Origin of the sequence: Streptomyces sp. AJS327 (assembly GCF_013450295.1) — a bacterium.
Taxonomy (GTDB): domain Bacteria; phylum Actinomycetota; class Actinomycetes; order Streptomycetales; family Streptomycetaceae; genus Streptomyces.
Map to the genome: position 1 here is coordinate 1,712,135 of NZ_SKBR01000001.1, position 9,154 is coordinate 1,721,288.

General features: G+C 68.5%; 5 protein-coding genes and 1 pseudogene. 3 read left to right on the forward strand and 3 right to left on the reverse strand.

Annotated elements, in window-relative coordinates; all coding sequences use genetic code 11:
* Nucleotides 1–167 precede the first annotated feature (167 nt).
* Complete coding sequence (locus E0L36_RS06905) at nucleotides 168–1,655, reverse strand: MFS transporter (RefSeq protein WP_180927922.1); 1,488 nt, start codon at nucleotides 1,653–1,655, stop codon at nucleotides 168–170.
* Between the two features lie 309 nt (nucleotides 1,656–1,964).
* Here E0L36_RS06905 and E0L36_RS06910 point away from each other — a divergent pair, with 309 nt between their 5' ends.
* Together E0L36_RS06910 and E0L36_RS06915 are read left to right on the forward strand one after the other, a co-directional pair.
* Nucleotides 1,965–2,609 (forward strand): TetR/AcrR family transcriptional regulator, encoded by a 645-nt coding sequence (locus E0L36_RS06910; RefSeq protein WP_180927923.1) that lies wholly within the window; start codon nucleotides 1,965–1,967, stop codon nucleotides 2,607–2,609.
* A gap of 275 nt (nucleotides 2,610–2,884) precedes the next feature.
* Nucleotides 2,885–3,047 (forward strand): annotated as a pseudogene (locus tag E0L36_RS06915) (IS5/IS1182 family transposase); the annotation flags it as partial.
* 61 nt (nucleotides 3,048–3,108) lie between these two features.
* Here E0L36_RS06915 and E0L36_RS06920 read toward each other — a convergent pair.
* Both E0L36_RS06920 and E0L36_RS06925 read right to left on the reverse strand, forming a co-directional pair.
* Complete coding sequence (locus tag E0L36_RS06920; protein ID WP_180927924.1) at nucleotides 3,109–4,245, reverse strand: ankyrin repeat domain-containing protein; 1,137 nt, start codon at nucleotides 4,243–4,245, stop codon at nucleotides 3,109–3,111.
* Nucleotides 4,246–6,041: 1,796 nt separating this feature from the next.
* A complete protein-coding gene (locus tag E0L36_RS06925) occupies nucleotides 6,042–8,276 on the reverse strand; it encodes an MMPL family transporter (RefSeq protein WP_180927925.1) in 2,235 nt (744 codons plus the stop codon).
* 82 nt (nucleotides 8,277–8,358) lie between these two features.
* Between E0L36_RS06925 and E0L36_RS06930 the strand changes: the two genes are divergently transcribed.
* Entirely contained in the window at nucleotides 8,359–9,021 is a 663-nt protein-coding gene (locus E0L36_RS06930; protein WP_180927926.1) for a TetR family transcriptional regulator, read from the forward strand.
* The last annotated feature ends 133 nt before the right edge of the window (nucleotides 9,022–9,154 follow it).

Below are 9,154 nucleotides of genomic sequence, written 5' to 3' on the forward strand. Positions count from 1 at the left end.
GCCGTGGCATGTCCTCGCGCGCCCGTGGGGACATGATCCTTGCCGGGAGGGGCGTCGTGGCCACTGCCCCCATCACGGCACTGACCCCGAGCACCCCGAGCACCCGTCAGGGGACATCCGCGTCCCCGTGACCCGCCTGCCCGAATGCGCGGGGCGCCTCCCCGGGGTCAGGCGCGCCGCTCGACGCGGCCCGCGGGCACGGGCTCGGGGGCGCCGTGCGTAGCGCCGTCCCCTGTGGACGTCGGCCGCTGGCGCGGGATGAGGGAGGCGATCGCCAGTGCCAGCACGGCGGCGCCGGCGCCGATGGCCATCACCGTCCGGAACCCGTTCTGCGAAGCGACCTCGGCCGGGCCGAAGCTGACGGTCATCTGGGAGAGCACCACACCGGCCAGAGCGCTGGAGGCCGAGGTGCCGATGGCCCGCATCAGCGTGTTGAGGCTGTTGGCGGCGGCGGTCTCGGAGACCGGGACGGCGCTCATGACCAGGGCGGGCATCGCCCCGTACGCCAGTCCGACACCGGCCCCGATGACGCAGGAGGCCAGCACGAGCTGCCAGATCTGCGACATCAGGAACATGTTGAGCACGTAGCCGGCGGCGACCGTGACGGCACCCACCATCAGGGTCACCCTCGGCCCCTGGGCCCGGGAGATCCGTGCGGAGAAGGGCGCCATGGCCATCATGACCAGGCCCTGTGGGGCGAGTACCAGACCGGAGACGAGCAGCGACTGGCCCAGACCGTAGCCGGTGGCCTCGGGCAGCTGGAGCAGCTGGGGCAGCACCAGGGACATGGCGAACATCGAGAAGCCGAACGACATCGACGCCAGGTTGGTGAACAGCACCTGCCGACGGGCGGCGACCCGCAGGTCCACCAGGGCGTGCGAGGTGCGCAGTTGGTGGGCGCCCCAGACGAGCAGCACCAGGGCGCCGACGACGAACAGGCCGAGCGTCGTGTCGCTGGTCCAGCCCCAGGCGGCGCCCTTGGAGATGGCGAGCAGCAGACAGACCAGCGCGGCCGAGAGACCGAGCGCGCCGACGAGGTCGAAGCGGCCCCCGGTCCGCACCCGCGACTCCGGAACCAGGCTGACGACGAGCACGGTGGCCAGGGCACCGGCGACGGTGGAGACCCAGAACAGCACGTGCCAGTCGAAGTGGTCGGCGATCAGCGCGGCGGAGGGCAGCCCGAGGGCGCCGCCGACGCCGAGCGAGGCGCTCATCACCGCGGTCGCGGAGGCGAGCTTCTCGGCCGGCAGCTCATCGCGCATGATGCTGATGCCGACCGGGATCACGCCCGCGGACAGCCCTTGCAGAGCGCGTCCGATGATCATCGGCGCGAGGGAGTCGGAGAGCGCGCACACCACCGATCCGGCGGTCAGCAGCACCAGGCTGACCAGCAGCATGCGGCGCTTGCCGTGCATGTCTCCGAGACGGCCGACGACCGGGGTGGCGACGGCGGAGGCGAGCAGCGTGGCGGTGACGGCCCACGTGGCGTCGGAGGGCGCGGCGTCGAGCAGCTCGGGCAGCTGCGGTACCAGGGGGATGACCAGGGTCTGCATCAGCGAGACCACGATTCCCGCGAAGGCCAGCACCGCCACGACGGCGTTCGCCCGGGCCGCGACCTTCCCGGTGTCGGCGGGCGCGTTGGGGGCGTCGGGCATGGGAAGGGGCCTCCGTCTGGACAAGTGGGACGATGAGCGACAGACTTTTAAATCAAGTCGTTGAATTAAAATGTAGGGCGGTGGAACACGCCCGGTCAAGCGCCGCCCGGGACGACAGGAGGCAGCGATGCCCGATCCGCGAAACGCGTCCCGCCCCCGCCCCCAGACGCGGGGACCCCGGCCCGCGGCCCGCGGCCTCGGTAGTCTGGAACGCCGCGGCGCCCACCCACGACGAGGACGAGTGGGCCACGGGTGGCACGGGGGACGGGCCACCCCACCGCGGCGCGACGTCCCGGAGCGGTGAGGCCAGTGACCAGTAGAAGCGTGCGCGAGGAGAAGGTCGAGGCGACCAGGGAGGCCATCCTCACGGCGGCGGAGCGCCTCTTCGCCGAACACGGCGTCTACAACGTCTCCAACCGACAGATCAGCGACGCCGCCGGTCAGGGCAACACCGCCGCGGTCAACTACCACTTCGGCGGCAAGACCGACCTCGTGCGAGCGATCTCCCGGCGGCACACCGAACAGATCGAGCTGATCCGCGCCCGGCTGGTCGCGGAGAGCAGGGGATCCACGGTGCTGCGGGACTGGGTGGCGTGCATGGTCCGCCCCGTGACCGAGCATCTGGACGGCCTGGGCAGCCCCACCTGGTACGCCCGGTTCAACGCCCAGGTCACAGCCGACCCCGCGCTCTACGAGACCATCGCCGCCGAACCCGCCGCCGCTCCCGCACTCCAGACGCTGCTCGACGGCCTCAACGCCTGCCTGCCCGACCTCCCCCCGACGGTCCAGGCGGCCCGGGGCGTGATGGCCCGGCACCTCATCGTCCAGATGTGCGTCGAGCGCGAACGCGGCCTCGCCGGAGGGGAGTCCTACCCGCCCTCCGTCTGGACGGACACGGCCGAGCTGCTCATCGACGCGCTCACCGGCCTGTGGAACGCACCGGCGACCGGATAGCCCTGCCAGCACCCCCCGCCCCCCGAACCCGGCCCGCCGGCCAGCCCGGTTCAGCCGCCTCCCGGCGCGCGGTGGAAGTTGCCGGCCCATCTCCGCGATGGGGAGGTGCGCTGGAGGCCCGCGCGGACGACCTTCGACGGGTTCGGGGCGACGTGTCGAGGGCGGTCCCCACTCCACGGGAGCAGACCCGCGTGTATGGCTCCGATGGACACCGGCCCCAGCGGTTCCCTTTTGGGGAAACCGCTGTCCTGGACGATCAACGCGCCGTCCGCACCGCCGAATTGAACGCCTTCCAACGGTTCGCCCGCCCCTACGAACGCCGCGCCACCGTCATCGACGCCTTCTTCGACCTCGCACACCATCATCGTCGTCCGCGGCCTGATCCGACGAGCATGGACAACCCACCGCTGGGACGAACGCCCGAACCGCCGAGCATGACCCCACGCCTATCCGCGCGACTTACAAGTCGACACACCCGTCCGGGCGGGCGACTGACGCCTCAACCGATATCGTCCGCCACCGTGGCGAGCCGATCCACCATCGCCTGGTAGTGGGTCAGGCCTCGATCGACCCAGCACTGGGCGGACTCCCGCGCCGTCCTGTCGTGAGTGCCCGGCCGATCCCCCACTCCCCGGTTCACCATGATGTCGACTAGTTCCGCGAGGTAGTCACCAGACACCTCCCGCTCGTAGTAGCCGGTGAGGGCGAGCAGGGCGTCCAGAGGGTGTCCGTACGGCGCTCCGACGTCGAGCAAGAAGCGGACCTGGTTCTTCAGCACGCGCAGGTCCTCCTCGTAACCGTACGGAAGGCGCCTGACGAGTGAGTCCACACTCGCGTTTCTGAGTTCCCGGCCGACCGCTCCCCGCTCGACAAGCCGCTGCACCTCCCGCTCCGGGTACGGCCACGACCTGACGGCCAGATCCAGCAGGGTCTTGCCCCCGGTGTTGACAGCGTTGGTCTCCGCGCCCGCGTCGAGCAGGGACCACAGGACGGCCCGGTGCTCCTCGCCTCCGATCCGCCGGGAGACGGGGGTCGGACGGCCGGTGCTGGCGGCCGCCGCGAACTGCGGCGCGTTTCCGAACGCCAGTTGGGCACGCGGATCGGCACGCGCCGCCACGGCGTGGTGCAGAGGTGTCGCGCCGTGTTCGTCGACAGCGCTGACGTTTGCGCCGTCGCTGATCGCGGCGCGTAGCACTGTCGGATCTCCCGCGGCGGCGGCCAGCAGCAGGGCGCGGTCGCCCACCTCCGGCGTGCCGACAGGCTGAAGCTGAAGGATCGCGAAAGCCAGCTCCTGATTCGGCGGAGCCGCACTGACCAGCGTCACGAACCTCGCCCCAGGCAGATGCGCCGCCACGTGGCCCAAGTAGGCGTCCTCCTCGAAGTCCTCCCATACGACGTCTATCGGGCCGAAGGCAGTACCGATCAGCAAGTGCGCGACAGCGCGACGCCGCGGCGAGCGTATGCGTGTCAGGACAGCCGCTCTCTCGCTGTCACGGTGCGCGGCCACATGGTCGTCCTCGCTGTCCTGCCCGTCCGCCCCGCCTTCGTCGTCTTCGAAGTCCTCGTCGTCCTCTAGATCGAGCTCCTGGTTGAGCTCCGCCAACGTCTCTTCGCAGTCGAGGTCTTCACCGAGCACGTCCAGCGCCTCGTAGAAGGACGCGGCGGTCCCGACGACGCCGAAAGGACAGCACTCGCACTCTTCGTCGCCAGCAGCCGCGTTCGCCCTTTCGGTGGTCTCAGCCGGATCGCCGAGAATTTCGCGAGCTCCGCTGTGCCTGTGCCGGAATCATCCCCAGGGAGGTACGTCACGACCAGGAACCGCCCACCGGTCAGCTCTGGTCGCAGGTTTCCTGACTCAGCCTCGGCAAGGCACTGCAACAGTTCGTCAAAGCCCATGGCGGCAGTCTGGCGGCCAGCACTGACATGGCAGCCGCAAGAGGTCGGCGGTTCCGGCGTTCGTCCCAGCGGTGAGTCGTCCACGCCTGTCAGCTCTAGTTGCGCACCAGAGGGGTTCGGGTAGCCCTGATGACAGAGCGGGTACAGGCATCCCTAGTGATCACAGAGCGTCGCGACTCGATGATGACCACGGTGCGCCCGTCGAGTTACCGAGGCCCCCTCTGCCCCCAATCTGCGTGACCTCTTAGTCCCACAACGAGTCGACGCCGCGAGGTCATTCGAAGGAGGGCACGTGTTATCTACTCGTCGGAGCGGTACCAGTCTTCTCCCATGGTGGAACAGCCGAGGCAGTAGTCCAGATAGTGCTCCAGTGATTCTGCTGCCACGTAACGGTCGTCGGACTCATGATCCCAGACGTAGACCTGAGGGTCTTCAGAGAGTGAATTGAAGGAAACTGGTCGCCGCCTCCGTTGTCGCCGAAGAAGACCATGCAGTCAAAGGGGGTGTACAGCTGGGCGAACTCCGTTCTCTTCCGGAAGTGTTCGTTGTCGGCGGAGATCCTCCGCGCCCCAGACGACGTCTGTTCCGTAGCCATCTACCACGCCGTTCGTCTCGAAAAGCAGACTCCGTAATGCCTCGGAGCCGGGCTCGACGAGCCGGTTTTCCGCTTCGTTCACCGCCTCCACGTCTGCTGGTCGCAGAGGGTCACGTCGCTGTTCAGTCGTGGAATGTGCTCGCGCCACACCTGGTCCTCCCTGACTGTCGCGCTTGTTAACCGCCCGGGAATCTGCTGACGGGAGCTAGCCTGCTCCAGGGGGCCAGTGCCCGAATCTGTCATCCAACCTCGGCGAGTTCACTTCCCTGGGAGTGAAAAGCCTGGGATGTCTTCACAACACTTGCTTTCCTATTGCGTGATGCTCAGTCGTGCGCTGCGCGCCGGTTCCGCGCTATCGGGGTTGCCTTGGCCGTCGTGTGTTCCGCGGGCCGGAGGCCGAACGGCGGGCGTCAGGCTGAGAGCGCCGTGTGGGCCCACGAGACGGCCACAGCGTCTCCGAGCGATACTCATGGGGTTGTCGGCAGGTGTGGAGCGCCGTGGCTGTGATGCGCTTGCGGGTCTGGAACGAGATCGCTGAGACGACCGGTACCCAACCCTGGAGCGCTTAGGACGTCGTGAGTTGACCCGCCGGGGTTCCGAACTCGCCTCGCAGCGCCCCGCCCCTGCGGGTTCACGTGGAGGGAAGCGTGCTCCGGCTCCGCCGCCGAGGACGGCGTCAACCTGGAGATCGTCAACGTCCTCTTCCTGAGGCGCAAGACAGCTGTACGGCATCTTGGCCATACGTACCGGTAGTTGGGCATCCGATCGCGGACTGGCCCGTGACGCCCGTGCCTTCGGGAAACTCCTTCGCCGATACCCAGGGCGCCGACGCCGGGGGCCCCTCCTCCGCCCGGCTGTCCGCCACATCGACCAGGCCGCCGGGTCCGCCGAGGTTCGGAGCTTGCTGCCGCCTCGCGCGGTCCCGGCCCAGGGGTTTCGGGTCAGTGAGTGGGTGGGTTTTCGGGAGCATGCTTCGAGGTGTCGACGAGTGTCTGGCCCGTGTCCTGCTCATGTCGGTCGTCCTCCGGCTCGGCTGCCCGGGCCTCCACCGAGGTTCTTCCGGAGGTGGGTCGGCGCTTCCCCGGTTGCCACCAAGCCCAGTGGCCCAGGATCGCCATCGTCGCAGGTACGAGCACCATCCGGATGACTGTGGCGTCGATGATCACTGCTGCGGCCAGGCCGACTCCGATGATTTTGATGAGCGTGTCGGGAACCGCGACAAAGCTCAGGAAGACGCACGTCATGATGGCGGCCGCAGCGGTGATGACCCCGGCGGTAGAGGACAGGCCCTCGATGACCGCCTGCCGAGGGCCGCGTGTCCTGTCGTAGGCTTCCCGAACGCTGGAGAGCAGGAAGACCTCGTAGTCCATGGACAGTCCGAAGAGTACCGCGAACATGAGCATCGGCACTGGTGAGGCGATCGGTACGGTCTTGTCGACGCCGATCAGGTCCAGCCCCCAGCCCCACTGGAACATCGCGGTGACAACGCCGAAGGAGACACCGATCGACAGCAGTGCCATGAAGGCCGCTTTGAGGGCGACCACGGGGGCACGGAACATGGCGACCAGCAGGAGGGTTCCGGCCCCGACCACGGCGAGCACGACCCACGCCAGTCGTTCGGCGATCACGTCCGTCATGTCGATCTGAAGAGCCGTGGAACCACCGACCAGCGCTTCGCCACCGGTGCTGGCGAGCGCCCGGGGAGCGGTGTCGTCCCGGATCCGGTGGACCAGGGAGCTGACGTCTTCGTCCTGGGGCGCGTGTTTCGGTACGACGGTGAGGAGTGCTGCCTGGCCGTTCTCACTGTGCTGAGGCAGTGTCACTTGAGCGACCTCGGGGTCCTTGCCCAGCGCCGCGCTGAGCTTCTCGGCGCCGCCTTTCTCCGCCCCCGTCACCGTGACGACCAGGGGCGCGTTCCAACCGGGGCCGAAGTTCTCGGCGATGAGGTCATACGCCTTACGCTGGGTGAGTTCGGGCGGCTGGGTGCCGTCGTCGGGGTTCCCGAGCCGCAGTGAAAGCAAGGGTGCGGAGAGGGCGAGCAGCACGACCGTCGCGGAACAGGCGTAGACGACGCGGTTGCGGTACACGTGGCCGCCCAGACGGCCGGCCCGGGTGTCGGCATGCCCACCCCGGGCATGGCTTGCCTCGCTGACGGGCCGGGTGGGCCGCAGCCGTGGCAGGGGCAACGAGTTCACGCGGTGTCCGAGCAGCCCGAGTAGCGCGGGCAGGAGTGTCAGCGCTGCGACCATCATGACGGCCACGGTGATGGCGGCTGCGATGCCCATGGCGCCCACGAACGGGATGCCAGCCAGGTTGAGTCCGAGGATCGCGATGACCACAGTCCCGCCAGCGAACACCACAGCGTGTCCGGCGACCGCCGAGGCGTGCCCGGCAGCATCGGGCGGACTCTCGCCGTTGGCCAGGTTGTTCCGGAACCGGCTCAGGATGAACAGTGCGTAGTCGATTCCTGCGCCGAGCCCGAGCATCGTGGCGATGATCGGCGCGGATGTCGGGATGGCCATGATCGATCCGACCAGAAGTACCAGCGCGGTGCCGGCCAGGATGCCGATCGTGGCGACCGCCAGCGGCAACCCGGCGGCCACCAGTGACCCAAACGCGATGATCAGCACGATCAACGCGGCTCCGACGCCGACGAGTTCGGACCCGCCGGTGGTGGGTTCGGTGCCGAGGTCGATCACCATGCCGCGGAACTCGACGTCGAGTCCCGTGCCGCGCGCCGGATCGGCTGCCTCGTCCAGGCGCTGGTAGTGCGTGGCGTCGAGGTCGCCCAAGTCCTTGTCGAAGCTGACGTCTGTGATCATGGCCTTGCCGTTCTCGCCGACCACGGGAGCGTTCACCCGGTTGACGTCCGACTGGCTCCTGATCCGGTCGAGCATTCGGTTGACCGCGGCGGCACGGCCCGGGCTGTCCAACTCGCCCTCGGGTGCGTGCGCCACGACCTGTGCGGTGACCGCGCCGACGGACGGGAAGTGGTCCTGTGCCTCGTCCGTGGCCTTCTGTGACTCGACGCCCGGTACCCGGAAGTCGTTGACGAAGGTGCCACCAGCAGCCTGTCCCAGCCCCAGGAGCGCGATGGTCACCACGAGCCAGGAGGTGATCGTTAACCAGGGGCGTACGGCACATGCCCGGCCGAGGGCATTCAGCATGCTGTCCATGACGCAATGAAATAGCAGTGAGTGCAATATTGCAAGCAGTGCGAAAATGTATGGGCTGTCGAGGCTCTTGTAAAATGCAACCGTGACGAACGGGACGGGGTTGAGGGAACGTAAGAAGCTGCGGACCCGGCGCGCGCTCGTCGACGCCGCGGTACGGCTGATCGCTGATCAGGGGTACGAGGCGACGACGGTGGCCGAGATCGCCGCCGCCGCCGACATCTCGACCCGGACGTTCTTCAGCTACTTCCCCGGCAAGGAGGACATCCTGTTTGCCGACATCGGAGCGCGGGTGGCCGCGCTCGTGCGGGAGGTGTCCGGTCGTCGCCCCGGGGAGACTCTCGCGGAGTCGCTGCTCAACGCCATCGAGCACGCGGTGGCCTCGCCGGGGGAGTCCGAGTTCACCGATGAACTCCCTTCGCTGCGGGTGCGGCTCATCCTGTCCTCTCCGCCGCTGCTGACGCGTGCGTTGTACTGGGTGTTCGACGCTCAGCGCCAGATCACGGTCGCCGTGGTGGACGCCTATGGGGACGAGATCGACGAGGCCGAGGCTTCGGCGGCGGTCGGTGCGCTGATCGGCGCACTGGTGAACACGGCCTTCCTCAAGCTCGCACGTGGTGCGGCAGTGGAGGACGTCCGCGCGGCACTCCGGCAGGCGGCGCGCGTGGCCATCGACGGGCTGGCGGACGTCGGCGCCGGAACAGGTGCGGGAAACCGCAGCGCGCAGCGTGGCGCGATCACGCCATAACCGTGGCTCGACGGCCCGTTGGCCCGGGGTGCGGCCCCGCAGGCGACAACAGCCGATGTCCCAGGTCACAGAGGTGTACGTCGCGCAACCCCGGGGGCGAGTCAGTGGGTTCCGCCCTCTGGCCACCGAGGCC